Annotated in this window: 25 protein-coding genes; 13 read left to right on the top strand and 12 right to left on the bottom strand. The window is 35.2% G+C overall.

Going from position 1 to position 23,392, the window contains the following annotated elements; all coding sequences use genetic code 11:
• Positions 1-66: 66 nt before the first annotated feature.
• On the bottom strand, positions 67-867 hold the full coding sequence (locus tag LK994_RS09495) for a murein L,D-transpeptidase catalytic domain family protein (protein ID WP_229759843.1): 801 nt from the start codon (positions 865-867) through the stop codon (positions 67-69).
• 257 nt (positions 868-1,124) lie between these two features.
• Entirely contained in the window at positions 1,125-1,913 is a 789-nt protein-coding gene (locus tag LK994_RS09490; protein WP_229759842.1) for a tetratricopeptide repeat protein, read from the bottom strand.
• Positions 1,914-2,231: 318 nt separating this feature from the next.
• Here LK994_RS09490 and LK994_RS09485 point away from each other — a divergent pair, with 318 nt between their 5' ends.
• Positions 2,232-2,726 carry a hypothetical protein gene (locus tag LK994_RS09485; RefSeq protein WP_229759841.1) on the top strand — a complete coding sequence of 165 codons (495 nt, stop codon included), beginning with the start codon at positions 2,232-2,234 and terminating at the stop codon, positions 2,724-2,726.
• A gap of 84 nt (positions 2,727-2,810) precedes the next feature.
• On the opposite strand, the gene LK994_RS09480 is transcribed toward LK994_RS09485, so the two are convergent.
• From LK994_RS09480 to LK994_RS09460, 5 genes are all read right to left on the bottom strand, one after another.
• Positions 2,811-3,893 (bottom strand): baeRF3 domain-containing protein, encoded by a 1,083-nt coding sequence (locus LK994_RS09480; RefSeq protein ID WP_229759840.1) that lies wholly within the window; start codon positions 3,891-3,893, stop codon positions 2,811-2,813.
• Between the two features lie 83 nt (positions 3,894-3,976).
• Complete coding sequence (locus LK994_RS09475; protein ID WP_229759839.1) at positions 3,977-4,804, bottom strand: adenine nucleotide alpha hydrolase family protein; 828 nt, start codon at positions 4,802-4,804, stop codon at positions 3,977-3,979.
• 116 nt (positions 4,805-4,920) lie between these two features.
• On the bottom strand, positions 4,921-5,604 hold the full coding sequence (locus LK994_RS09470) for a DUF6629 family protein (RefSeq protein WP_229759838.1): 684 nt from the start codon (positions 5,602-5,604) through the stop codon (positions 4,921-4,923).
• A 79-nt stretch (positions 5,605-5,683) separates the two neighbouring features.
• Positions 5,684-6,094, bottom strand: a complete 411-nt coding sequence (locus LK994_RS09465; protein ID WP_229759837.1) for a hypothetical protein — start codon at positions 6,092-6,094, stop codon at positions 5,684-5,686.
• A gap of 195 nt (positions 6,095-6,289) precedes the next feature.
• Complete coding sequence (locus LK994_RS09460; RefSeq protein WP_229759836.1) at positions 6,290-6,472, bottom strand: hypothetical protein; 183 nt, start codon at positions 6,470-6,472, stop codon at positions 6,290-6,292.
• 174 nt (positions 6,473-6,646) lie between these two features.
• On the opposite strand from LK994_RS09460, the gene LK994_RS09455 reads away from it, so the two are divergent.
• Positions 6,647-7,171, top strand: coding sequence for a YciE/YciF ferroxidase family protein (locus tag LK994_RS09455; RefSeq protein WP_229759835.1), 525 nt, complete (start codon positions 6,647-6,649; stop codon positions 7,169-7,171).
• An 8-nt stretch (positions 7,172-7,179) separates the two neighbouring features.
• Complete coding sequence (locus LK994_RS09450) at positions 7,180-7,827, top strand: alpha/beta hydrolase (protein WP_229759834.1); 648 nt, start codon at positions 7,180-7,182, stop codon at positions 7,825-7,827.
• A gap of 23 nt (positions 7,828-7,850) precedes the next feature.
• On the opposite strand, the gene LK994_RS09445 is transcribed toward LK994_RS09450, so the two are convergent.
• The gene (locus LK994_RS09445) at positions 7,851-9,599 is read right to left on the bottom strand and encodes an adenosylcobalamin-dependent ribonucleoside-diphosphate reductase (protein ID WP_229759833.1); all 1,749 of its coding nucleotides are present in this window, start codon (positions 9,597-9,599) and stop codon (positions 7,851-7,853) included.
• A 316-nt stretch (positions 9,600-9,915) separates the two neighbouring features.
• On the opposite strand from LK994_RS09445, the gene LK994_RS09440 reads away from it, so the two are divergent.
• Together LK994_RS09440 and LK994_RS09435 are read left to right on the top strand one after the other, a co-directional pair.
• Positions 9,916-12,519 (top strand): sensor histidine kinase, encoded by a 2,604-nt coding sequence (locus tag LK994_RS09440; RefSeq protein WP_229759832.1) that lies wholly within the window; start codon positions 9,916-9,918, stop codon positions 12,517-12,519.
• Between the two features lie 120 nt (positions 12,520-12,639).
• Positions 12,640-13,005 (top strand): response regulator transcription factor, encoded by a 366-nt coding sequence (locus LK994_RS09435; RefSeq protein WP_229759831.1) that lies wholly within the window; start codon positions 12,640-12,642, stop codon positions 13,003-13,005.
• A gap of 25 nt (positions 13,006-13,030) precedes the next feature.
• Here LK994_RS09435 and LK994_RS09430 read toward each other — a convergent pair whose 3' ends face one another.
• Complete coding sequence (locus LK994_RS09430) at positions 13,031-13,360, bottom strand: hypothetical protein (RefSeq protein ID WP_229759830.1); 330 nt, start codon at positions 13,358-13,360, stop codon at positions 13,031-13,033.
• Between the two features lie 11 nt (positions 13,361-13,371).
• Entirely contained in the window at positions 13,372-13,887 is a 516-nt protein-coding gene (locus LK994_RS09425; protein WP_229759829.1) for a DUF892 family protein, read from the bottom strand.
• 837 nt (positions 13,888-14,724) lie between these two features.
• Here LK994_RS09425 and LK994_RS09420 point away from each other — a divergent pair.
• From LK994_RS09420 to LK994_RS09410, 3 genes are all read left to right on the top strand, one after another.
• Positions 14,725-14,958, top strand: a complete 234-nt coding sequence (locus tag LK994_RS09420; RefSeq protein ID WP_229759828.1) for a YtxH domain-containing protein — start codon at positions 14,725-14,727, stop codon at positions 14,956-14,958.
• Positions 14,959-15,087: 129 nt separating this feature from the next.
• Positions 15,088-15,534, top strand: coding sequence for an Hsp20/alpha crystallin family protein (locus tag LK994_RS09415; protein WP_229759827.1), 447 nt, complete (start codon positions 15,088-15,090; stop codon positions 15,532-15,534).
• A 192-nt stretch (positions 15,535-15,726) separates the two neighbouring features.
• Positions 15,727-16,356, top strand: coding sequence for a hypothetical protein (locus LK994_RS09410; protein ID WP_229759826.1), 630 nt, complete (start codon positions 15,727-15,729; stop codon positions 16,354-16,356).
• 7 nt (positions 16,357-16,363) lie between these two features.
• Here the strand turns inward: LK994_RS09410 and LK994_RS09405 are convergent, their stop codons facing one another.
• Positions 16,364-17,422, bottom strand: coding sequence for a response regulator (locus LK994_RS09405; protein WP_229759825.1), 1,059 nt, complete (start codon positions 17,420-17,422; stop codon positions 16,364-16,366).
• Between the two features lie 416 nt (positions 17,423-17,838).
• Here LK994_RS09405 and ric point away from each other — a divergent pair, with 416 nt between their 5' ends.
• Genes ric through LK994_RS09380 form a run of 5 tightly spaced genes read left to right on the top strand, consistent with a single transcriptional unit; the run spans position 17,839 to position 21,708 of the window.
• Entirely contained in the window at positions 17,839-18,801 is a 963-nt protein-coding gene (gene ric, locus LK994_RS09400; RefSeq protein ID WP_229759824.1) for an iron-sulfur cluster repair di-iron protein, read from the top strand.
• Between the two features lie 36 nt (positions 18,802-18,837).
• Positions 18,838-19,656: a DUF2249 domain-containing protein gene (locus LK994_RS09395; protein ID WP_229759823.1), complete on the top strand. Its 819-nt coding sequence runs from the start codon at positions 18,838-18,840 to the stop codon at positions 19,654-19,656.
• 1 nt (position 19,657) lies between these two features.
• On the top strand, positions 19,658-20,950 hold the full coding sequence (locus tag LK994_RS09390; protein ID WP_229759822.1) for a cytochrome C oxidase subunit I: 1,293 nt from the start codon (positions 19,658-19,660) through the stop codon (positions 20,948-20,950).
• A complete protein-coding gene (locus tag LK994_RS09385) occupies positions 20,947-21,276 on the top strand; it encodes a metal-sulfur cluster assembly factor (protein ID WP_229759821.1) in 330 nt (109 codons plus the stop codon). Before LK994_RS09390 ends, LK994_RS09385 begins: the two co-directional genes overlap by 4 nt.
• The gene (locus LK994_RS09380; protein ID WP_229759820.1) at positions 21,277-21,708 is read left to right on the top strand and encodes an RrF2 family transcriptional regulator; all 432 of its coding nucleotides are present in this window, start codon (positions 21,277-21,279) and stop codon (positions 21,706-21,708) included.
• Positions 21,709-21,717: 9 nt separating this feature from the next.
• Here LK994_RS09380 and LK994_RS09375 read toward each other — a convergent pair whose 3' ends face one another.
• Entirely contained in the window at positions 21,718-23,046 is a 1,329-nt protein-coding gene (locus LK994_RS09375; RefSeq protein WP_229759819.1) for a DEAD/DEAH box helicase, read from the bottom strand.
• Positions 23,047-23,392: the final 346 nt, after the last annotated feature.

Genomic DNA, 23,392 nt, shown 5'->3' with positions numbered 1-23,392 from the left:
ACCAATGAATTGATAAAACAAAAATCCTCCAAAATTGGAGGATAGTCAATATTTTTTTAGAGATGATCAATTGTTGTAGGCCAGATCATCTGATACGCTATGCCTGATGATTTGCGATTGTGCCAAATAATTTTTATTAGGACTGAATATGAACAAACAGGTGCCATTTTTTATTTTATCGATAATTGGCTTGCTCAACTTTTCAGGAACAGCAGGGCATCCCCAACTACGACCTATATATCCTTGCAAGCGAACATACTGATCATTTACATAATCAGCACCATGTATTACAATATCTCTCATATAAGCATTATCATTAATCCCTCTTTCCAAACCTTGTAAGTGGAGAGAATAACCATGTTTACCTATGTAAGTTTCTGCAGTTTTATAAAACCCCAAACTACTCATATAGCTTTCAGGTCTGTTAGAAAACTGATTAGCGTACTCTTTTCCTGAATTAGCACCATGGGCAACATAGGTATTAAAAAGTAGGCGATAATTTTTCAGATCTATGATAAAAAGTCTTTTTTGTGACGATGGCTTACTGAAATCTACAATTGAGATAATGCTTTCATTGGTCAACTTGCCAATTCCTTTCATGTACCCCAGACCCTGAATGGCATAATCAAATGCCTGGCGGGATAAGCCTTTCAACGCCAAACTAAGACTATCGTAAACATTAGCGATGATCGGTGTAGAAGCGCTGTGGTCATTTCCCAACACAACAGTTTTACCTGCTAATGAAGGAGTTACAGAATTTTTCTTTACCGAAGGTTCTACTTTGGCAAAAACAAAAGGTAAATGCAATAAGAATATGAAAAATGACGAAACCAGCAGGTACAATTTTTTCAGCCCAAACTTCCTCATGTATATAAAGGTTTTAAAGATTATTAGGATTTTAAACAAATACTAAAATGGAACGCAAAAGTAGCACTAAGATTGTGCTGACAGTGTTAAGGAGTTCCAAAAATTGCGCCACAAGGGCATATTATTGTCCCCAAAAAAGTTGGAGGTATGTTAAAAAAGTACTGCCGAAGTTTCTCACTCCGGCAGTTTTGGTTTTCCCTTCGTCCACTTTCCCGGTAATACCGGGGTCAGAAATTATTTTACGCTTTGATTATCTGCTAATTAGATACTTTATCTTTATTTTTTTCCGTCTTTATTTTTTCCAGTGCATTTAGAGAACTGGTTGAAAAAGGATATATTTCCAATGATTTGGTATAATATTTTTCTGCATTCTCCAAATCACCATTATTTAAATAATACTCTCCCATCGAATCGTAAGGATTAGACCCTTTAGGATATAGTGCTATATATTTTTCAAAATTTGTTTTAGCCGATTCCATGTCTTTTTTTTCATTCATGTAGTAATAGGCAATGGTATTGTACATCCAGGCATCTTTAGGATACTTTTTAATATATTCCTGCGCTGCAGCAAAACGTTCATCAGCACTTGCCCTTGTAACCACATAAAAATTCTGGCTCAAATTGCAATCTGGATACATCTTGTGTAGTTTACTCCAAATTTCGGTTCCAGCTTCCCTGCTATTATTTTTTTCATCAACAAGAGAAGCGAATAGTTTTTCTCCTTCTGTTTTATTCTTTGCAGACTTCAATGCCTTTTTTGCATAGCTTTTAGCAGTTTCTCCGGTTGTAAGAAAACTCATAAAAACCTGCGCAAAAGTAAATTCCGGATCCAATTTAAGCGCATCAGAAAAATCTTCATACGCAGACGCAAATTCGATATTCAGAAAATGATTGACACCTTTCAATGCCATTTCTTTTGCTGCTTTGGATTTAGTAGTTACCGGCAGCTCTTTCTTAGCAGTTGCATTACCTCCCTGGCCTTGTACCAATATCGCCGGCAATAACAGAATGAGCATACTAAGTATACCCAGAATACTTTTTTTCATAATAATTAATTTTAGTAATAGTGAAAGTAACTTGTGTTTGAAAAATAAAACTTCAGAGGAGATTGGAAGTCTTGCCAAACAATGTACAAACATTAATGGAAAAATGCAATAGCTATTATTTTTATTGATTTATGTCAGTTTTGAGGCTATAAGATTATGCATATTCCTGGATTTTCTCCTATATAACTACTGTTAATACAGTACAAAAGCTTTTCCGTTTTAACATTTTTTTTAAGTTATATAAATGTTAACTGGCACGAAGTAATTTTTTAGTGGCACTGTATTTGAATTACTATAGCTGAAACAAAATTTTCTATTATGAAAAAGTTATTAGTAGTATTCACTTTGATACTGACAAGTTTTATTTTCAAAGCAAATGCACAAGTCAATGTATCCTTCAATGTTGGCGCTCAGCCTGTATGGGGACCAGTCGGGTACGATTATGCTGAGTATTATTATTTACCTGATGTAGATGCCTATTACTATGTTCCGCAAAGGCAATTTATTTATAAGCAAGGTAAAAAATGGGTATTTAGTCCTACACTTCCTCCTAAATATCGTGGGTATGATTTATACCATGGATATAAAGTGGTGATAAATGATCCCAGACCATATGATCATCATGACATTTATTATGTAAAATATGCTCCATATAAAGGAAAGAAAGGGCAAATGATCATACGTGACAGCCATGATGAAAGGTATTGGGTAATTAAAGGACATCCGGATCATGGAAAATGGAAAGCAGCAAAATATCCAGGAAAAGGTCCTGGGAAAGGCCCTTGGAAAGGGAAAGGACACGGTAAGCATTAAACCATACCTGTATTATTGAATAAAAATGTAAAACCCCATCTTCATTAAGATGGGGTTTTGATAATTTATAGAAGATATTTTACTCTACAATAGATCAGGATCAAAATTTTCTATTAGCACTATTCTGTGATATTTTTTCAAATCATGTTTATCTACAAATTCAACATCTCCTCCATTTTCCAATACCTGTTCGATCAATTCATCTAACCCATTTTTTATATAAAAAAAACCATCGTCTGTTGATAAGTGATTAACTGTTCCATTTAAGGCTGCTTTTTTTTGACGACAGATAAAATCCTTTTCTACAATAAGCAGCTTACCTCTGTTTTGTGAAAGCATTTGTTTTACTTCATTGATACCAATCGCTATTTTATTATTCGCTTTAGCTTCTTCTATCTGACTGATAAGATCAGCTTGTATCACCTTATGCCAATCAACCACATGCTGTTGAATTATTGCTTGTAATTCAACAGGTGTCTTTTTTTTAAAATTACCAGAGATACATTTTACAACATGTTTTACATTATGTTTCATTGTTTTGAAGTGTCTCAGTGCATTTACGGACCCCATCATAAAAAAAGGTAATTTATATGCCTGTAACAATCGTTTGATCCCGTGATTGGAAGATTGTGAAAATTTATCCAGTAATATCTTTTTCAACTTTGTATTGCCATCTATAACAGCCTCTCTTTGTGCCCAATCATTGTTCAAAACATTGGAAACGGCATAAACCGTATCCCCCAGATAAATCTCTGCATACTTTCCTGTGAATACCCCTACAAGATATTCATGCATTTGTTTCTTGCAATTAATGACATCGCTTATTGCAAATGAACCATCAATGATTATCTTCTCATCAACCTGCATATCTAGATAATATATCTTGTCTATGATTGGTGAAACAAAAACTGCAATACTTTTTTTATGAGTAAAATAATTTAATCCCTCCAGCACTTCTTTTAATCTATCCACTACAGCCCCCACCTCCACTTCCGGATAAATACCCAACAATGCTTTTTCTATTTTAATAACAACGCTTTCAACCTTTTTTACCAACTCTTCTTCATCTGTCATTTTTGGTTCAAATGGCATTACAAGTGAAATACAAGGATTATTTCTGGCAATATCCTTTACTTCGGAATGTTGTTCTGTTAATTCTTGAAACATAAGCCTTTACTGGATATCATCCGACTAAAAAAATCTGTTAATCACTTTTATTATACAGGTAATCCTATATACACAAAAACAACTCAACGGTGTGCAATAAATACCGGTATCCGATGTTCTTTGATTATATCATTCACAAAGCTTTTATGAAATAATCTCGAAATACCGGACCGACCATAAGCTCCGGTAACAAATATTGCATTCATTCCTTCAAGCAGCCACCTGTTAAAATAATAATGAGGATCTATATTACTCTTCGAAAGTGTTAAATTGGAAAAATGTCTTGCTGCCAATTCTTCAATATTTACTTCATCGGGCAACTCCTCCTCATCATTTTCTTTTGCATAAGCAAGCAATGTTTTATTAGCCGTTAGCTCTGGGAATAAATAAGTAAACTGCTTGATGGCATACACAGAAGATTCGCCTCCATCATAGGCAAGAATATTTGATTTTGGGAACTCGAATTTTTCAGGAACAACCACAACCGGACATTCTACTTCATGCAAAGCTTTTTGAAGATAATCACTTATACTACCCATACCCAATGTATCGTAAAATGTTTCGCTGCCAATGATCAGAAGATCAGAAAACCGTGTTTCCATTTTTAATTCCAGTAAAGTAAAATCAACAAAATCATGATGCACCCTGAATTCGATACCATTTTTTATACATAAGGATTTAAAACGTTCGATATTTTTTGTTACTACTTCCGTGTTCTCTAATTCCGATACAGGGACAAAAGACGGTACCACTGTGCTTCCCCCTGAGTACCCCCACAAATTGGAATATTCAAATTCGGGCAAGAAAGCCCCAATTAGCAATATGTTTTGTTTTTCATTTAAAACTCTAGCAAATTCAAATGCACCTGCGGAAAAATTTGTTCCGTCAAATACAAGTAATACCTTTTTCATAATAGTAATTTTTACAAACCTACCTTTCCGATAAGGCCACCGCAATGACGGGCATCAAAAAAAACACTGATTCGAATCAACAATTGCCATCTCAAAAGCAAGGAAAAATATATGGCTTATATCCTCCTTATTTTAAAATTGGTGAATCTTCCCGTTATATAAAATTGATTAACTCCTTTTAATACCCAATAAATAATAACACTGATCAATGCTGCAAAATAGCACCATACAGAAATAATATATTGCTGATAAAATATGTAAGTAACAACATATGACAACGCTATAAATAAGCCCAACCATCTCATTCTGCGTACACTTGAAATAAACTCGGGAAGTACTGTAGCCAGTCCGTAAAAAGCGCTCCCTGTTTCAAGAAATACCACAGGATAATTAAGTCTATACTGAATGTGATATCCTGCCGCTTCTGCTGTAACGGGATAAATAATCAAACAAGAGGCATAAGAAAAAGACAAGAGCATACCGATCCCTAATAAAACACGGAGTATTTTTTTTCTCTGCTCATTTTTTTCCAGCATAAGTATTGAAAGAGGAATCCATGTTGGCCAAACTATATGAGCAAAGATCAAAAAGGTATAAATGGATACACCTTGCCAACCTACAAAAAAAGGATCTGTAACTGAGAGCCATACAAAACCTTCTGACAATTGCTGAATGGCGAATACAAAAGGAACTGCACCAAATGCCAGCTGAGAAGAAGATGTTGTTCGCCTTATAGAAGTGATACCCACTACAGAAAGTATCACAGCCGAAGCAAAACTTGCATTTGCAGAAAAACACATAACCCCTCCTTTTAAATTTCAAACCGTGAAAAAAATATTTAACTCGTACTTCCCGTTTAAACTACAACAACAATCTTTCTTAAAATAAATTACGATTTGCTGTAGGAGAATCCGCCACCTTTTGAACTTCGAGTGTTGCTTTTCGTCCTATATCATTTTGTTCTTCAAGAGTAAGCTTATCAGTTCCTACTGTTTGCACCCACTCTGTGCCATGCAAACGAAACACCTGTACATTGAGGTTAAACTTTTTTCTGAACGATTGTTCAAGATCACCTGTCCTGTACCATGAATGTATTTCCATATCTCCCTGGTGATGATGCTTTCTTATTTCGCCAATTGTTTTGTTTCCAGGCAATATTGTTGTTTTAGAAGATTCCTTATACCAATGATGAGGATGTTCATAAAATTCGATTTTCAAAAAGGGAAAGAACTCACTGAATTTATCCTGTATTAGTTCTATTGTTTTGGTATCGTCAATTTCTATAATCATGGATTAAATGTATTATGCTGAATAAAATATTCATACAATTTTGTAAGTATAAAAACTACTAGAGTTCTTAAATGAGTATACCCAGAAGCTGCAAGTAATAATACCAGTAACCATGCTATACCTTCGGATATTTTTAGTTTATCGATATGATCAACTAGCCTAATCACTTACTCATTTTTTTGAATGTTGTTTATTTCATGGTCCTTCTCCAGGTTCAGGTGCCACATAAGGAGGTGTTTCATAAGGATCTTCATCCGGAATAATATCCGGATCAGGCTCCTGTATGAACTGATCGTCCCTAATCTCATCGGGATTGACCTCCTCATATTTTCCTTTAGGCAGATCTTCTATTGTTTTCTTGCTCTTCTTCTTTGCCATAACGTAATAAAAAAACAGTTCAACCCAAATCGTTATCTCACTTAATTTCTTTTAACAAGGTAGATGTATTTACAACCCTCTTTCAATGATCACTATTCTGCTTTTTGCTGATAGACGTCATTGCCCCCGCCTGAGAGCCCAGATAAATTTGTAAGGAATAAAAAATAAACTGCCATGAAAGAAAACACCTCACACATCATCAATCTGCATAACCTGCTTGATTATGATGCACAAAAATTCCTTAGTGCTGAAGTTACATTGAAAGCAATCTTACCTGAATGGATAAGTAAAGCCAACTCACTTCAACTAAAAACAACCTTTCAAAAATACCTTGGTTTTATTCAGGAACATATTCAGAAAATCGGACAATTTTTTGAAGTAGAGAATATTACTTCTGCAAGCCTCCATAACAGGATAATGGAAGCCTTTGTAGAAGAAGCTCAGGAAAAACTGAGTAACTGTGATGACCCGGCTATAAGAGATGCATGCATACTTGCCTGTGTGCAAGATATCAATCACTTTAAGATCAGTTCCTATGGTACTGCTGCAGCTTTTTCCAAAGCACTAGGTATCAACAAATTTGCGTCTGTTTTCCATGAAGCAGAAGAAAATGAAAAACAAATTGACGCCAGGCTTTCTGTATTAGCCGAATACGAAATTAATAATTTGGCAAAAGCTCCAATTGCATTAACCAGATAGATAAAAAAATGCTCAACCGATTCAAAGACAAGGTACATATCCGTATCAAAGGAATTACTCTGCAAGGCGAATTAACTATTCCCCTGAAGGCAAAAAGTGTTATTGTTTTTCCGCAGGTAAATAGCCCGATGCCATACAAGCTTAATGAAATTGTTGCTGACTATTTACAACAAAGAAATATCGGAACATTAATAGTTGATCTGCTTACAGAAGAAGATAAATTTTTTCTTGGCAACAGGTCAGATATCAATTTATTTACAAAAAGATTAGACTATGTAACAAAATGGCTACAGGAATTCCCTTCGGGGAAAGGTTGTCATATTGGTTATTTTGTCTCTGGCTCTGATATAAATTTTGCATTACAATCTGCAGCTGATTCTGACATGGTTGATGCAATTGTTTCAATAGAAAGCCGGCCGGATCTGACAAAAAATCATATCGATAACGTAAATGCACCAACGCTACTGATCGCAGGTGGACTTGATAAAGATGTATTGCACCTAAACAATCGGTTATTTAAAAAATTATATTGTGTAAAAAAAATGGAAACAATAATTGGCGCTATGAACCTATCAGAAGAGCCTGAAACCGCTGATAAAGTAGCAGAATTAACTGCTACCTGGTTTGAAAAGAAAATGTCTCCTATAATCATCTGATTGTTGGAATATTTTTTGACTAATTATTCCACACATACCTTACAGGCTTTATCTACAGATCTTATTCCTCTATACATCACTTGTTTTCCTTTGGAATTATAGCGAAAGATCGTAATACCTTTAGCTTTTTGAAACCAGGCATCTTTATAAATAACCCCTACCTCTTCTATTGTTGAGTTCTCCGGCAAATTGATCGTTTTGGATACAGCATTGTCAGTATATTGCTGGAACACAATTTGATGTCGTAAATGCCAGAATGGAGATATTTCTAATGCTGACTTAAAAATATTTTTTACTATCTCGGGCAGTTCTTTTACGTTGTCAACTATCCCTTCCTTCAACACCTGTTCCACTATTTTTTCTGAATAGAGATGATGTTTTTTTAGATAATTTACAAACTTGTTATTAATAGCAATCAACATTTCTCCATTCATAATATGTTGACGACTGAAAGCCAATGCAAATAAAGGTTCAATCGATGATGAAGTATCAGCTATAATGGAAATAGAACCAGTTGACGCTATACATGTCCTGGTAGCATTACGAAGCGGCTTATCAGGATAATAAATGCTTTTTTCCCAGTTCGGAAATACGCCCCTACGCTCAGCCAAAATTGCCGACGCCTCAAAACTTTTTTGTTGAATAAACCGCATCAGGTTTTCTGCAAGTTGTACAGCTTGCTCAGATTCGTAAGGTATCTCCAGCATCATCAGCATCTCCGCCCATCCCATTATCCCCAACCCGATCTTTCTGTTTGCAGATGTTCGCTCTTTTATTTCCGGCATTAAATAATTGTTCACCGCTATTACATCATCCAAAAAGCGAATAGCTATATGTATCATCTTTTCCAACTCGTTCCAGCTTACCTGATAAACTTCGTTAGTAGTATGTACAAATTTTGTAAGGTTGATGGACCCAAGATTACAGGCCTCATAAGCTAATAGCGGCACTTCACCACATGGGTTGGTAGATTCGATCCTTCCTAATTCAGGCAAAGGATTACTATCATTAATTGTATCAATAAATACCAATCCCGGATCCCCGGTTGCCCAGGCTGATTCAATAATATCATTCCATATTTTTTTTGCTTCAATAGTTTTTACGATTCCCTTCAAATTCGGATGGATCAGATCCCAATTACCATTACGCTCAAGGCAATGCATAAATTCATCCGATACAGCTACCGAAATATTAAAATTATTTAGCTCGTTTTTTTCTCTTTTGGCAAAAATAAATTCTTCAATATCCGGATGGTCAATATTTAATATTCCCATATTAGCTCCACGGCGCTTCCCCCCTTGTTTAATATGTTCTGTAGCCGTATTAAATATTTTCATAAATGAAACAGGTCCTGCTGCTATGCCCTCAATACCAGATACAATATCACCTTTAGGTCGTAGATGCGAAAAATTAAAGCCCGTTCCTCCGCCACTTTGCTGAATTAATGCAGCTTGTTTAAGTGTTGTGAAGATACTATCCATATTATCTTCTACCGGCAATACAAAACAGGCACTCAATTGATTGCTACCAATACCGGCATTCATCAATGTAGGGGAATTAGGTAAAAAGCACAAACTGCTCATTACTTTATAAAACACTTGCTCCCAATTCGTTGCATCTTCCATTCCACCAAAAACAAGTTCAGCAGCTGCTACAGATTTTGCCACTCTTCTAAAAAGTTCATGCGGTGTTTCAAAACCAGCAGCGCCGGCATTTTTTTGCAAATAAAGGTGTTGCAACAAACGCAGGGAATTTTCAGAGAAGCGTGCCATTTCTTATACATTTATTAATCATTAGACGAAACATAAAATTGATAAAAGATCATACTGTAAGCGCTGACAGCTATCAATAAATAGTTTGATTGCTGTCATTTCTCACCAGCGTAAATATTTCTGGTATTATCTGTTATCAATACCCTTTCATAATTCTGAAGAAGAAAAGATGATAATAATCAGTAAAAACTGAGAAAAAATCATTCATTACTCATTGGAATGCCAATACTTTTGCTGAGGTAAATTCTCTCTTTTTTCAACTTATCGCCGATAAGTTGAAAAAAATATATAAACCTTGTCCTGTAACATCAATTCCATGACTACCGAGATAATTAAGGCGGCATCTATATTTTCTGCTGATAACAAAAATTATAAAAATACTGATGCGCTTGTATTGCTTGATGCAAATGGCAAGATATTCTCTTGCAACAAAACAGCCGTTCGACTACTCAGAGACCTTTTTTATTTCAACTATCAAACTGATGACAATTTTCTTAACATAATCCCCAAAAAAGGTTTTGAGATATTGACGTCAAACTTTTATAGTGCTACAAAAGGAATTACAACTTCCGATGAATACAATATAGTTGACAAAAGAGGAAAGATCCGTTCTTTCATTTTCACATTTACACCAACCATTCAGGCTAACAAAAAAATTAAACTGATCGCATTTAGTTTGATCGATATCACTCAAGAACAACACCTCCATACAGGATCACATAATTCGCAAAAATTGATCGACCTGGTTTTTCATACATCAGATATCGGAATAGCCATTGTAAACAGCAGAGGACGATTTGCAAAAGTAAATGACGGCTTGAATAGAATGCTTGGATACAAGCAAAATGAATTGATCGGAAAACCTTATCTAAAGATAATCGTACCCGAAGAGAGAAAGCAATCTGAATTTCTACACAAACAATATTTATCAGGAAAAGAAAAAAATATAGAAAGAAAGATCATTTGTAAAAAAGGAAATCTTATTGATTGCAGTATCAACAATAGTTTATTTATTGACGATGACGGAAATAAGTTCCTGGTAAAAATATTTCGTGACATTTCTGAAAACAAAAAATACAAAGACTTATTGCAGGAAGCCGAAAAGATGGGGCAAATGGGTGGATACGAATTGGACGTTCTTACCAACAAACTTATGTGGACTGATGAGATGTACAGAATATTTGATGTAAAAAATGATTTTATACCTGAAGTTGGAAAAGTGATGCACATGTTTACTGAAGAATCGAGAAAACTGGTTCAAAAGAAATTAAAAGATGCATTAAATTATGGAAAAGATTTTGATATTGAAGTGGAACTAATGACTATAAAAAAGAATAGGAAATGGGTTCGGATTACGTGCAATGTAAAAAGGACTCAATCAAAGATCACAACACTTACCGGGATCGTCCAGGATAATACATTTGGAAAAGAATCGGACTTAAAAATAGAGCAATTAAGCTGGGTAGCCAGCCATACCAATAACGCTGTTATTATTACAGACAGCTACGGGAAAGTAATATGGGTTAATAAGAGCTTTGAAGAATTAACAGGATACAAACTGGAAGAGATCAAAGGAAAAATTCCGGGAAGAGTTTTACAAGGAAAGTTAACCAACTTAGATGCTGTTAAAAAAATTAGCCGGCAGTTAAAGTTGAAGCAAGCTTCTAAAGGTATAGTACTATTAAATTATACAAAAGAAGGTAAACCGATATGGATCACTTCAGATATTGCTCCTATTTTCAAAGATGGGAACCTGATCAACTTTGTAGGCATAATGACAGATATCACCGAACTAATTGAAGCAAAAGAAATACAGAAATCTCAGCAAACACTAAAACGCAGCTTAAACTTTCTGGAAACAATTGCAAAAGATTTTCCCAAAGGTATAATTGGTGTGCTCGACAAAGAGCTAAAGTATGTATTCATAGGAGGAAGCGAACTTAAAAAATTTGGACACCCGGCTAGCTATTATATAGGCAATAAAATATTTTACAACACCTCTCCGGAAGCAGCAAATTATGCGGCTCCCTTTTTAGAAAAAGTATTTCAGGGAGAAAGTTGTTCATTTGATGTGAAACTGAACGAGCAGATCTATTCAGTCAATGCTGTTCCCCTGAGAATTGAAGAGGATACTGCTATTCAGATACTGGTAGTGATACAGAATATCACAGATAGGAAAAAATCTGAAGAAGAAATTTTGCGTACGCTTGAAAAACAACGGGAACTCAATAACCTGAAAACTAAATTTGTCTCCATTGCTTCACATGAATTCAGGACTCCACTTAGCGGCATTCTTTCATCTTCTTATCTTATTTCAAAGTACAACAGTTTAAGAGATGATGAAAAAGTACAAAAACACATCGACCGTATAACCGAATCTGTCAATATACTTACCGATATACTAAATGACTTTTTATCACTGGGTAAAATAGAAGAAGGTAAAATACAAAATACATTTTCTGAATTTTGCCTGAAAGAATTCTGTAACAGTCTCATCAATGAGATTCAACCCATTATTAAAAAAGGGCAAACGATTGTATACAAACATCGAGGCGAACTAAGTCTTATTAATTCGGATAAACATAACCTTAGACATATCATCATTAACCTTCTTTCTAATGCTGTTAAATATTCGTCAGAAGGAAAAAAGATATGGATAACCACTACCGTGAATAATGGTCAAATGCAATTCACTATAAAAGATGAAGGTATTGGTATTCCAAAAGAAGATCAAGAACATCTTTTTCAAACATTTTTCAGAGCTAATAATGCAGCTACAATTCAGGGAACGGGCATGGGACTTCACATAGCAAAAAAATACCTGGATATATTGGGCGGTCGCATACAATTTTCAAGCACATTGAACAAAGGCACTAAATTTTCATTTCAACTGCCGGTAACCGAACAAAATAATTATTGATCACAATTTCTCTATTTGCTGATGACTGTCATTCCATGAAGAATAAGTTTTTGCCAACTTCGTGACAGCAATAGGCCCAAATCATGAAAACTTTCCATTTTTATTTTTAAATTAATTAAAGTGAAAACAATTCTACTGATAGAGGACAATGAAATAATGCTTGAAAACACCAAAGAGATACTGGAACTATCAAGTTATCATGTAGTATCTGCAAAAGACGGGAAAAGCGGTGTGGCGATCGCCTTGAAAGACAATCCAGACCTGATCATATGCGACATAATGATGCCAGAAATGGACGGGATCGAGGTCTTAAAAAAAATGTCAGCAATAACTCCTGAAAAAAAAATCCCGTTTATATTCTTAACGGCCAGATTTGAAAAAACTGAAATAAATGACGGACTTTTATTGGGAGCAGATGAATATATTACCAAGCCATATATGGGAGATGAACTGTTACGAGTTGTTGCTAAATATCTACGTCAATAAAGATTTCTGACGTTACCGTAAATTATCAAATATCAATTGTGCTGGTCACCTCATCAGGCGGGATATTACGTTTTGACACTAATTCATCCACCTTACATTCTATATGCTTTAGTGTTTCTCTTGCAGCTTGTAAATAACTTTTAGCACTACTTTTCATCAAGAAAGAGTCGCCGTAAATTGTTATATCGATCTCACAAACATATTTGTGCCCCAATGCGATCTGATCTTCTCTGAAATATACTTCTGCCCTTGAAATCTCAGTATCTCGTTTATGTAATTCTAATAATTTGTCTTTTAAATAATCGACCTCCCAACTATGTAAAAGTCCTTGCGGATTATGAATTTCGATAGTCATATCTGTAAGATTTAGAGTAAGTACACAAATTTTGCCTTTACATTAATTTTTTCTTCCGCCAATTCAGTAAGTGCCTTATCATCCCTTTTTTCTTCTTCCATTATTTCATGTAAAAAAGTAGCTATCTTTTCCATTCGCAACAAACGAGCAAAAGAAGCGACACTACCATACCGGACAATTTTGTAATGATTCATACTCTGGTGTGAAACGATCAATCCGGCATTAAGTACTTCATCATCTGCAGCACTTTCGCACAATTCATCAAACTCTTTGATAAGATCACGAGCAATAATGTTTTTAGGTGCTACAGCGTTTTCTCCAAACTGTTTTAATATATTCTGAATGACACGGGCATGTTTAGCAGCGATCTGTCCGCTTTCTCTGAATAATCTTACCAGCTCAGAAGAAGATATTTTTGACGCCAACTCTCCCATCGCTGACGACCATTGCATTTCTGTATCATATAATCCTTTGAGTTGCAATAACATTAGATCTTGCAACGTTGCGATATCATTTGCGTATTTCATATTGCTACATTTTATGCAACTAAAGTAGCCTTTGTCAGCCGCCATTACACTGAGTCACATCAAAATTTATTGTGATTGTGATCAACATTTTTAAGACATTTTTCGGAGAAGCGTGAAGATGAGGAAGTCAACAGTATTGAGTGTAGACATATTTCAAAAAAAGGTTGACCACAAACATTATTATAATTGACAGCAATCATTCTTTCGGGCTTTTGATTCGCTATATCTTTACATCAGTTTAGTACGAAGCAAGTCGATGCAATAGGCCGGTCAGATATAAAGGTTGTAAAAGGCTCCAAACTGACTTACTGAAAGGATAGAATAAAAACTATTATTGCATTTCAACGGCTCCGAACTAGGTAAGAGAAAGGCAGAGTAAGTGGTGTTAAAAAACCAATAACTGCCAAATTCGTAAGAGAGCGGGAAGAAATTCCCGCTTTTTTTATTGCAATCATTTAAAGCATTTTTTCTTCACTCAATATCCGTAAACCCTTTAACCTGATATCCTATAATCATTTTTTTTGCTGATTACAGTCATTACTACATAGATATTGTGCGTCTACCTTCGTCTTGGTTTTTCATAGGAATTGGATTTAATCGGAGCTGGATTTCTATCCGGCTCTTCGTTTATCAGTATAAAAAATTGTTACACCAGCAGATATCGAATTGTAAAACACATCCTCCATCATCCACATAGCAACTATTGAATCCTATCAGTTTTTTATTATTCATATTGACCACAATCAGCCGTTATTCTATTGGCAATCATTTACCATCTTGTACCTTAAAAATACTTTAGCGGTGTAATTATATTTTATTCATTTAAACATTCAGCATATGAAAACTTATAATAAAATACTTATTGCCCTTGGAGCAGGAATGGCTGTGGGAGGGCTATTAGGAGTATTATTTGCCCCAGACAAAGGATCTGAAACAAGAAGAAAGATTTCGGATGCCAGAAAAAAAGCAGCAGACACAATTAAAGAAAAAATAGCACTAGGAAAAGAAAAAATGTCTGATTTTAAAGAAAGCATAATGGATAAGATGGAATTGGCGGATGAAAGAAGATAACCATTTATATTTCAATGATTTTTTAGCCCAGCCCATATTCATTTTTATGCTTCCCGTAACCTTTGATCACTGATTAAACAGTTTTTATTGCACATTATTTTAAAAAAATTAAAAAACAAGGAGGTTATTATGACAACAAAAGCATTAACCAGAAGTGGTGAAACACTACCAACTTTATTTGGCGATTTTTTTCGTCCCTGGAACGAATGGTTTGATAACGGAGGATTTATGGGAGGGGTTTTAAGTATGCCCGCCGTTAACATAGCTGAAAGCAAAGACGACTTCAAAGTATCACTAGCTGTTCCTGGTATGAAAAAAGATGATTTCAATATTGATGTAGATGGCAATATGCTCACCATCAGTTGCGAAAAAGAAGAAAAAAAAGAAGAAAAAGAAACAAAGTATACTCGTAACGAGTATAACTATTCATCTTTTAGCAGAAGCTTTACATTGCCTGAAGATGTAAACAAGGAAAAGATCGACGCTAAATATGTAGATGGTATTTTAAACATCAGTCTACCAAAAAAAGAAGAAGCAAAAAAAATTGCAACAAGTAAACATATTGTTGTAAAATAATCGTCTTCCACTAAGGTTAAGCCCCGGTGCATCCTGTGCCGGGGCTTTTTTGATCCTGGTAAAATAGTCCTGTATAATGTAAGCATTTTAATCAGCGTGTAATTTCTGTGATAACAATTGCTGTTTTCGCTGACAATGATCATTGTGATGATTTATCTGTTACAGTACCTTGTTGTTCTAAACTAATACATTATGAAGACGCAATCAATTATAATGAGCATATTGCTTCTTTTTATATTAAGCTGCTCCACTTCCCGAATTACAAATTCTTGGAAAGCTGCCACAATACCTGATAAAACATATAACAAAATAATGGTGGTGGGCCTGATAAATAACAATAACCGGAATCTCCGTGAAAAAATGGAAGATCATTTAACCGGCGATTTGGCTGAACACGGTTACACAAGTGTTTCATCTCTTAAGGAATATGGCCCGAAATCTTTTGAAAATATGAAAGAGAGCGAAGTTGTAGAAAAACTCTATAACAGTGGCATAGACGCAGTGATCACCATTGTGCTGCTCGACAAACAAAGAGAGAAATATTATGTTCCGGGAAATGTTTATTATTCTCCTTACTCAGTATATCACAGGCATTTTTGGGGTTATTATTCTACTATTTATGACAGGATATATACTCCAGGGTATTACATGGTTGATACTAAATACTTTTGGGAAAGTAATTTCTACGACTTACAAAGTAAAGAATTACTTTACTCAGTTCAAACCAGATCATTCAATCCAAGTTCAGCCGAAGAACTTGCTCATGAATATGGTAAGATGATAGTAGGCAACATGGCAGAGAACGGAATCATTAAAAGATAAGTATTACTCAATTTATAATACGCTCCAGTTTTTTCTCATTTAAAATTATAATAGATCCATTTACAATATCAATTAATTTTTCATTTTTAAAATCACCTAGCGTTCTGATGAGAGACTCGGTAGCTGTACCGGCTATCGCTGCCAGATTATCCCTGCTTATACCGATAGAAAAGTTTTCCTTTTCTGTTGCATTGTATTTTTTATTTAATGCAACCAACGCATCCGCCACTTTTCTTCGAAGTGAATTATATGCAAGCCCCAATAATTGAATTTCCTTTTCTGAAATATTCTTTGCAAGTAGTTGAGTAAACTTGCGAATTACCTCGTGATTGCTTTCCAGTATTTCCTCAAAATCTTCTCTGGGGATAACAGCCAATTCTGTGGCTTCCATTGCTTCAGCTGTTTCGTGGTAATTGGTGTTTTCAAACAAAGCAAGATGTCCCAAGAAATCTCCTTCATTATATAGCCCCACAACTAACCCTTTTCCATCTTCGTTTGTCTTATATGTTTTGACTTTACCCTTTTGCACATAAAACAAAGAATTAGGGCGACTGCCTTCCAAAAAAACCAACTGCTTCTTTTTATATTTTACAATATTCCGGCCACTTATCAACTCTTCTAAACTGTCGTATTTTTTATTTTCATTTGGTTTTACTACTACACCATCTACATTTTCAGTAAGCTCACTTTTTATTTGCGCTGCCTTTTTCAATCGTATCTCTACAGCACTAAGTAATTCAGTAACATTAAATGGTTTGGTAACATAATCATCCGCCCCGCCTTCCATGCCCTTTCTAAAATCTGATCGATCTGCTTTTGCCGTAAGAAAAATGAAAGGAACATTTTTGGTAGCATCATTTTTCTGTAGCATATGAAGCACCCCATAACCATCTAACAACGGCATCATAATATCGCAAATGATAAGATCAGGTTTTTCTTTCAAGGCCAGCTCTACCCCTATCTTTCCGTTTTCTGCCGTTATTACATCATATTGTGTCATTTCAAGAATTTCAGCTGTACTTTCCCGAATATTATCATTATCCTCTATTAGCAGAATCTTTTTCATATAGACTGTATTTAGATCATTAAATACGCAGCATTTTTCAGCAAATAACATTGCCGAAATCATTCACAGAGTAACGAGAAGGTAAAAAACAAAACAAACTAACACGATCAGGCCGTATTGAATAGCCTGTCAGAATGTGAATGTATAACTAATATAAAGGCATCGCTATGACTTTTCTCATATAATCATTATGAAATATATCATACCCCCCTCTGGGTGATAACCATAAAATATTTACGATAGTACATTTCACTCATTAACAATCAATTCCAAATAATATCCTTGATCTTTTAGTCAAATAAGCAATCAATGAATTGTCAGAAAACTGTAATCTTATTTTAATAAAAGTATTTAATTACTTTTATTAAAATAAGACCCCTATCTTTGTTGTATCAATTAATCTTAAAATAAAAATCATGGAAACAACATTGACAGAAAATATTCTTAACGTAACCCTGCTGGAACCAAGGCAAAAACACCCAACCATCTTTGTACGTTTCGACGAACTGGCGGAAGGAGAAAATTTGATCATCCATAATGATCATGATCCTAAACCACTGTACTATCAACTATTAGGTGAAAGAGGTAATATATTTACCTGGGAATATCTGGAGCAAGGGCCGGAATGGTGGAAAGTTAAAATATCAAAAAAGATCTTGGGTGAAAATGATCAAACACTTGGAGAAATTGCTGCAAAAGACCTACGCAAAGCTCAGGTATTTAAAAAGTACGGACTAGATTTTTGTTGTGGAGGAAAGAAAACAGTAAAAGAAGCCTGTGCAGAAAAAGGATTAGACGTAACTAAAGTTGAACAAGAGTTGCAACAAGCAGACAGATTGCCTTCATCACGTCCGATACCTTATGGAGATTGGAACCTGGATTTTCTGGCCGATTATATAGTTAACACTCATCACAGCTATGTAAGAAAGACTTTACCCGATATTAAAACCTATGCCAACAAAGTAATGAAAGTACATGGCAGCCATCATCCTGAATTGATACGCATCAATCAATTAGTGGAAGAAATATATGCAGAGTTAACGGCGCATTTGGTTAAAGAAGAAAAAGTATTGTTCCCATATATTAAAGAACTGGTATTTTCTGTTAATAGCATTCAACCATTACATGCAGCTCATTTCGGCACAGTACAAAACCCAATTAACCTGATGGAAATGGAGCATGAACTGGTTGGTAAGCATCTGGATGAGATCAGAAAAATTTCCAATAATTATTTATTGCCTGAAGATGCCTGCGCCAGTTACAGTTTATTATACCGTATGCTGGATGAATTTGAAGAAGATCTTCATTTGCATATTCATCTTGAAAACAATATCCTGTTTCCAAAAGCACTGAAGATAGAAAAACAATTGAACGACTAAAAAAACAATTAACTGATTGCTGAAAAACTTTGAACAATGATACCGATCAATGCTAATACTAAAATAGGCACATTACTGAAACTGCATCCCGATGCACTTGAAACCATTGTGAGCATATCACCAAAGTTTACAAAATTGAGAAACCCCATACTGCGAAAAGTGATAGCTGCAAGAACCAGTATCGCTATGGCTTCAAAACTAAGTGGTTGCAACATAGATGATTTTTTCAATAAGTTGCAACCTTTAGGTTTTGACATTGACACAACAACAATAATCGAGATCGAAAAAGGACAGGACAATAAACCTGCTCCCGATTTTATGAAAAATATATCTGCTGACAAGATCTTTCAACTCGATGTAAGACCGATCATTGAAACGGGTAAAGATCCTCTCAATGTGATCATGGAAAGTATAAAAACTTTAAAACAAGGTTTTATTTTAAAGATCATCAATAGTTTTGAACCTACCCCTTTAATACTCCTGCTCAGTAAACGTGGATTCGAATCTTATACAGAAACTATCAGTGATGAATTAGTAAATACCTATTTTTATAATAATGTCAACGCTTTCATGGTGGCTGATAATAAAGAGTCTGATCATTCTGCAGCTTGGGATGAAATATTGAAGCGTTTTGCCGGAAAAACAAAAACTGTTGATGTAAGACAATTGGAAATGCCTTTACCCATGCATGCCATACTGGAAGCATTGGCAACATTACCAATCGATAACGCACTGTTTGTTTATCATAAACGCATTCCGGTTTTTCTTTTACCAGAACTAGAGGAACAGCAGTTCAGCTATCGCATCAAAGAGATCAGCGGTGCAGAAGTACATTTATTGATCTATAAAGACTGACATGTTTACTACAATAGGAAATACAGATACATCAACCACCACTTCTTGGAAAGTAGTACTGCCATTTTATGCGTACGCAGCTATTGCATTTCTGGTCGCCTGTCTTCTGTTATTATTGTCAGCTGGCGATTTTACGGGCCATTATTTTCATCCGCACACATTAGCCATTACACATATCATGGCTCTCGGCTGGGGCACTATGATGATACTTGGTGCCAGTCATCAATTGGTGCCGGTATTGATAGAAAGTAAATTATATAGTAATGTACTGGCATACATTTCATTCGCTTCAGCCGCGATCGGCATACCTTTTTTAGTTCATGGATTTTATGTTTTTGATGTGGGGCTACATACACAGTGCGGCGGCATATTAGTGATTGTTGCCATCATCAGCTTTCTCATCAACCTTGCGGTAAGTATGGTAAAGAGCAAATATGAAAATGTTCACGCTTTTTTTATTTTCACCGCTACGTTATGGTTACTGACCACCGCCATTGTAGGGTTATTACTTCTATATAATTTCAGCTTTTCAGTAATGCCAAAAAATTCACTGGATTATCTTCCGCTGCATGCACATATTGGTATTGTAGGTTGGTTCCTGTTATTGGTGATCGGTGTCGGCTCCCGATTGATACCAATGTTTCTGATCTCTAAATACAACAACACCCGACAACTCTGGTGGATATACGGACTGATAAATGGCGGATTACTTGCATTCGTGTCGGCCTTTCTGTACACAGCCAACAAATCACTCCTCACCATTCCTCTGTTGGCTGTAGGCACGGCAATCATATTGTTTGGCGATTTCTGTATACGATCTTATCGGCAGCGTATTCGAAAAAAAGTCGATGAACAAATGAAAGTCTCTTTATTATCTATATTAATGATGTTGTTACCGCTTCTTTCTTTAGCCATCATTATCACTTTACTCATCTTTACCATTAAAGAAAACATCAGCCTTGTTCTCGGTTATGGATTTATTATTTTCTTTGGATGGATAACAGCTATTATATTAGGTATGACATTTAAGACCTTACCATTTATTGTCTGGAATAAAGTATATCATCACCTGGCAGGAAAAGGTAAAATGCCCAATCCAAAAGACTTATTTAATAATACAATTTTCAAGTGGATGAGTATAGCCTATATCCTGGGATTTGTTTTATTTACAACAGGCATTCTTATACATTCCATTCCTGTTTTACAAATTGCGGCCGCATTATTATTTGTAACTTCTTTGTTGTATAACTGGAATGTAATAAAATTGCTGTTGCACAAACCGGCCATGTCATGATGAACGTAATTACAAATAACAATATACAATGCACTATAGCACTGGCATCCCTGCAAGATGTAGTGGACCCCGAAATAGGATTGAATATTGTTGACCTGGGATTGATCTGCCAAATTGACTTTGATGATGCAACGAATAAAATTTATTGCACAATGACATTAACTACGCAATTTTGTCCCATGGGAGAATCTATCACCAATGCGGTAAAAGAAACGCTGACAACTACTTTTCCGAAATATGATGCAATAGTTGAATTAACTTTTGATCCGCCCTGGAATAATGAAATGATCTCTATAGAAGGACGTGAATTTTTAAACGAAAAATAAATGCTTAGTCTTACTTGTACAACAGCCATTAAAGCAGTTATCTACCTTGCTTCAAAATTTGAATCAGGAGAGAAAGCCGGGATAAAAGAAATTGCAGAATTTATTGATGCAAGCGAACATACGGTTGGTAAAATGCTGCAAACATTAGTAAAAGAAGAAGTGATCAATAGCGCCAAAGGCCCTACCGGCGGATTTTATATTTCTGTTAAACAAAAGAATCAGCCGATCATTAAGATCATTGACGCCATTGATGGCAAAGAAGTTTTTGAACAATGCGGTCTTGGATTAAGTAAATGTTCCGCTACACACCCCTGCCCTATGCATAACGATTACAAGATCATCCGTGATCAATTTAAAGCAATGTGTCAGAAGAAGAAAGTAAGCGATCTTTGTGAAACAGTTAATGATGGGCTGGCTTACTTGATGGGGTAATCAGCATATCTATTTTTTTTGGCCCCTTGTTTTGGGCTTTCCATATTTCTTCATCATTCTGTCTTTCTTCTTTACAATAAAATTCACTTTACTGTTTTTAGCAGACTTCTCATGAAAAGCAGGACCAACACCATCTTTATTGGGCAATTTCACCTGGATCGTTTTCATGTAAACCTTAGGAATTTCATCTTCGGTTAGCACATCAGAGATGATAAGATGAGCAGGTAATGGCTCAATAGGTATCTGATACTTCATCAGTGTTTCTATCGACTCTTTTAATGGCTTTTCTTTTTCAGTAACGAAAGTAATGGCAATACCTTTTTTGTCAAACCTGCCTGTACGACCAATTCTATGAATATAATTTTCCGGCACTTCCGGTGTATCGAAATTGATCACATGTGTTACTTCAGCAATATCAATTCCTCTTGCAACTATATCCGTAGCAATAATAAATCTGTAATTACCCTCCTGAAATTGTTTCACTGTATTAAAACGATGATTCTGCTCTTTGTTAGAATGTATCACTCCCGCTGTACCCGGAAATTTATTTTCCAATTGTTCGTACAACTGATCTGCTAATTGTTTGGTTGCCGCAAAAACCAACACCTTAGTCATGCTTGTATCTTCGGTCAATAACAACTCCAGTAAATTCACTTTCGTATAAAAATTAGGCACTTCATAAGCAGACTGAATAATGTTTTCCAACGGCGTTCCTGTCGGCGCCGCTTCAACTCTGATAGGATCATTAAAATAAGCCTCTATCAATGTTTCCACTTCTTCGGTAATCGTTGCAGAGAACAAAAGATTTTGTCTTTTTTCCGGCAACAGATCCAGTATGTTTTTCAATTGAGTTCTGAATCCAAGATTCAACATTTCATCTACTTCATCAATCACCAATTTTTTGATCGTCTTTATTTTAAATGCACCTGCCATTGCCAGATCATATAATCTTCCCGGCGTAGCAACCAACACATCCAATCCTTTTTCTACTTCCAGCTTTTGTGTATTGATATTTGCACCACCATATACTCCCACTACAGTTACACTCATATATGTGGTCAATTTTTTTACAGTCTCCACTACCTGCGCTACCAACTCTCTTGTAGGCACAATGACCAGAATCTGCGGAGCTTTATCTTTACTGAATTTCCATTGGCGAAGGCAAGGTAATAAGTAAGCGAATGTTTTACCCGTACCGGTTTGTGCGATACCACACACATCTCTTCCAGACATTACAATCGGAAAAACCTTGTGCTGTATAGTAGTAGGATTGGTATACCCAAGATCATCCAATGCCGTCAGCAAAGGCGTATTTAAATTCAAATCATCAAATGTCATATCTATAAAATAAGAGGCAAAGGTAGTTTTAATATTTTGTACGCCTCTTTTACAACAATTGTAGCATTATTTACAAGTAATACAAGCCTTTCCTGTATATCACTTCTATCTTATCATGTTAGAATATATCTACACACATAAAATCTACTTTTTAAACAACATATCCTATCCATTATCAACCGCAATAAATATTGTATATTAATAGAAATTTATCATTTGTAATTTGAATGAAAGTAATTACGTAACTTAAACTTACCCCTTTTTTATTTTTATCTTTTATCTTAAAGAGGAGAAATCAATTAAAGCAAGCATGACTCAAATCATGGTTGAATAAGATAAAAATCAT

Origin of the sequence: Ferruginibacter lapsinanis, assembly GCF_020783315.1 — a bacterium.
GTDB lineage: Bacteria > Bacteroidota > Bacteroidia > Chitinophagales > Chitinophagaceae > Ferruginibacter > Ferruginibacter lapsinanis.
The sequence above is the reverse complement of the archived record's forward strand: the minus strand, read 5'-3'. Positions and strand labels throughout refer to the sequence as shown.

What these genes read in the sequence shown, in the direction of transcription:
- LK994_RS09445 (WP_229759833.1), bottom strand. Translation starts at nt 9,599, where the DNA reads ATGGCACGCTTCTCTGAAAATTCCCTGCGTTTGTTGCAACACCTTTAT.
- LK994_RS09485 (WP_229759841.1), top strand. Translation starts at nt 2,232, where the DNA reads ATGAAAAAGTTATTAGTAGTATTCACTTTGATACTGACAAGTTTTATT.
- LK994_RS09405 (WP_229759825.1), bottom strand. Translation starts at nt 17,422, where the DNA reads ATGAAAAAGATTCTGCTAATAGAGGATAATGATAATATTCGGGAAAGT.
- LK994_RS09450 (WP_229759834.1), top strand. Translation starts at nt 7,180, where the DNA reads ATGCTCAACCGATTCAAAGACAAGGTACATATCCGTATCAAAGGAATT.
- LK994_RS09395 (WP_229759823.1), top strand. Translation starts at nt 18,838, where the DNA reads ATGATACCGATCAATGCTAATACTAAAATAGGCACATTACTGAAACTG.
- ric (WP_229759824.1), top strand. Translation starts at nt 17,839, where the DNA reads ATGGAAACAACATTGACAGAAAATATTCTTAACGTAACCCTGCTGGAA.
- LK994_RS09410 (WP_229759826.1), top strand. Translation starts at nt 15,727, where the DNA reads ATGAAGACGCAATCAATTATAATGAGCATATTGCTTCTTTTTATATTA.
- LK994_RS09415 (WP_229759827.1), top strand. Translation starts at nt 15,088, where the DNA reads ATGACAACAAAAGCATTAACCAGAAGTGGTGAAACACTACCAACTTTA.
- LK994_RS09455 (WP_229759835.1), top strand. Translation starts at nt 6,647, where the DNA reads ATGAAAGAAAACACCTCACACATCATCAATCTGCATAACCTGCTTGAT.
- LK994_RS09470 (WP_229759838.1), bottom strand. Translation starts at nt 5,604, where the DNA reads ATGTGTTTTTCTGCAAATGCAAGTTTTGCTTCGGCTGTGATACTTTCT.
- LK994_RS09440 (WP_229759832.1), top strand. Translation starts at nt 9,916, where the DNA reads ATGACTACCGAGATAATTAAGGCGGCATCTATATTTTCTGCTGATAAC.
- LK994_RS09420 (WP_229759828.1), top strand. Translation starts at nt 14,725, where the DNA reads ATGAAAACTTATAATAAAATACTTATTGCCCTTGGAGCAGGAATGGCT.
- LK994_RS09380 (WP_229759820.1), top strand. Translation starts at nt 21,277, where the DNA reads ATGCTTAGTCTTACTTGTACAACAGCCATTAAAGCAGTTATCTACCTT.
- LK994_RS09430 (WP_229759830.1), bottom strand. Translation starts at nt 13,360, where the DNA reads ATGACTATCGAAATTCATAATCCGCAAGGACTTTTACATAGTTGGGAG.
- LK994_RS09385 (WP_229759821.1), top strand. Translation starts at nt 20,947, where the DNA reads ATGATGAACGTAATTACAAATAACAATATACAATGCACTATAGCACTG.
- LK994_RS09490 (WP_229759842.1), bottom strand. Translation starts at nt 1,913, where the DNA reads ATGAAAAAAAGTATTCTGGGTATACTTAGTATGCTCATTCTGTTATTG.
- LK994_RS09375 (WP_229759819.1), bottom strand. Translation starts at nt 23,046, where the DNA reads ATGACATTTGATGATTTGAATTTAAATACGCCTTTGCTGACGGCATTG.
- LK994_RS09480 (WP_229759840.1), bottom strand. Translation starts at nt 3,893, where the DNA reads ATGTTTCAAGAATTAACAGAACAACATTCCGAAGTAAAGGATATTGCC.
- LK994_RS09390 (WP_229759822.1), top strand. Translation starts at nt 19,658, where the DNA reads ATGTTTACTACAATAGGAAATACAGATACATCAACCACCACTTCTTGG.
- LK994_RS09460 (WP_229759836.1), bottom strand. Translation starts at nt 6,472, where the DNA reads ATGGCAAAGAAGAAGAGCAAGAAAACAATAGAAGATCTGCCTAAAGGA.
- LK994_RS09465 (WP_229759837.1), bottom strand. Translation starts at nt 6,094, where the DNA reads ATGATTATAGAAATTGACGATACCAAAACAATAGAACTAATACAGGAT.
- LK994_RS09425 (WP_229759829.1), bottom strand. Translation starts at nt 13,887, where the DNA reads ATGAAATACGCAAATGATATCGCAACGTTGCAAGATCTAATGTTATTG.
- LK994_RS09475 (WP_229759839.1), bottom strand. Translation starts at nt 4,804, where the DNA reads ATGAAAAAGGTATTACTTGTATTTGACGGAACAAATTTTTCCGCAGGT.
- LK994_RS09495 (WP_229759843.1), bottom strand. Translation starts at nt 867, where the DNA reads ATGAGGAAGTTTGGGCTGAAAAAATTGTACCTGCTGGTTTCGTCATTT.